Source organism: Anaerosporobacter mobilis DSM 15930, from assembly GCF_900142955.1.
Taxonomy (GTDB): Bacteria; Bacillota; Clostridia; order Lachnospirales; family Lachnospiraceae; genus Anaerosporobacter; species Anaerosporobacter mobilis.
This window is the reverse complement of the sequence record NZ_FRCP01000041.1, coordinates 1-1,562: the sequence shown is the minus strand read 5'-3', so window position 1 is coordinate 1,562 and position 1,562 is coordinate 1. Positions and strand designations below refer to the sequence as shown.

Sequence of the window (1,562 nt, the reverse complement as noted above, 5' to 3'; positions counted from 1 at the left end):
TGCAGGTTCTTCGGAACCTGCATTTTTCATCTGGTGGTATAAAGAGGAGGCTGTTAAAAACTAACCTAATTAGTTAGTTTTGCAACAGCCCCTTTCTTTAGGGAGTTTTTTTACAGCCCCTGTCTCTATATATTAATACAGACAGCGTACCACTTGATATACTATAATATAGTCGTAATGGACAGCATTATACTCAATAATATCAAAAAGACTTTGTTATTCCTTTGTAGCAAGGTCTTTTTTTGATATTTTTATTTTGAGTATTTATAAAATAATAACCGCTTCAAAGTTTCTACTCCAAACTTACTATCAACAACTAAATTATATTGTTTTTCTATAACCAATCTACATTTTTAAATTGTTCATATTTTCCTTTTTTATATAGCTAATCTCAATAACAAAACTTTCATATAATATAAAATTCTAAATATTACTTTTTTCTTACATTTCATATAACTAATTGACATTTATACTTTTTTTATATACCATATTTATACAAACTTAAAAGGAGGATAAGAAATGAAAACTAACAAAATTATTGCTATGACACTACTTATTGCTATGAGTTTAACATCTATTACCCCTAATAAGGCTCAAGCACAAACGAAAGAATATACCCCTGAAGAGGTACGACAAGTAGAAGTACAATATCCTAATATTGTTATAAATGACGTAGATAGTCAGCAGCTAAACAATACTAATTCTATTTGTGTAAATTCTTTAGAGGAATATAATCTTTTGCTAGAAAAATTAAGTACTTATACTACTACTCACAATTCAAATCAAAATATCTTAGTTATTAATAATAGTTATGATAATCCAACTTATGATATAACTAGAAGTAATCCGGTATATACAAGTGATGTATATACAACTCCAGTAGGCGCAATCAATTTAGTACCACCAGTTTATATGAATATACAATTTGATTACACTACGGGTTTTTCTAGTGTATACAAAAAATATTTCACATCAATAACTAACGTAAATTCATGGACTACAGGAGTCCAAATTCCTGTAGGATTTAGTTGGGAACAAAAAAGTTCATCTTATACTTTATCCAATCAGAATCGTAATGTGTCAGTAACTGTTTCAGGAGTTATGGAGGTAAGTGTTCTCTTCGAAGGTTTAGGAAAAATAGTGGAGATACCAGCTTCCTTTACAGGAAGTTGGGTAGTAAAATAATATGATAAGTATTTTAACTGCGATCCAATCAGCAAATAGTTCAACAAATGGTTGGCTAATTACTATAGTTTATATCATTGCTTTAATTATTAGTGTTGTAATTATTTATTATATTTACAAACTTATAAAAAAACTACTAAGCAAAATAAAGTCAAATAAAAAAAGAACGGGAAAGTGATTACTATCTATTATAATACTACCATGTAACCACGCCCATTAATTAATGTATATATTATACATTAATTATCGTATCATTATAAACAAGCTTACGTTCTATTAAATAGGGGCTGTTGCAAAATGACTGATTTTCAGTCATTGAGCAGCAGCCCTGTTCTTATTTTTACTTAATGGAAATGTATTGAAATTCATTTTGTTTT

The 1,562-nt window shown here is 28.3% G+C and carries 1 protein-coding gene; it reads left to right on the top strand.

Annotation, left to right across the window (positions count from 1 at the left end):
* Nucleotides 1–519: 519 nt before the first annotated feature.
* Nucleotides 520–1,185, top strand: a complete 666-nt coding sequence (locus BUB90_RS22955) for a hypothetical protein (RefSeq protein WP_073292003.1) — start codon at nucleotides 520–522, stop codon at nucleotides 1,183–1,185.
* The last annotated feature ends 377 nt before the right edge of the window (nucleotides 1,186–1,562 follow it).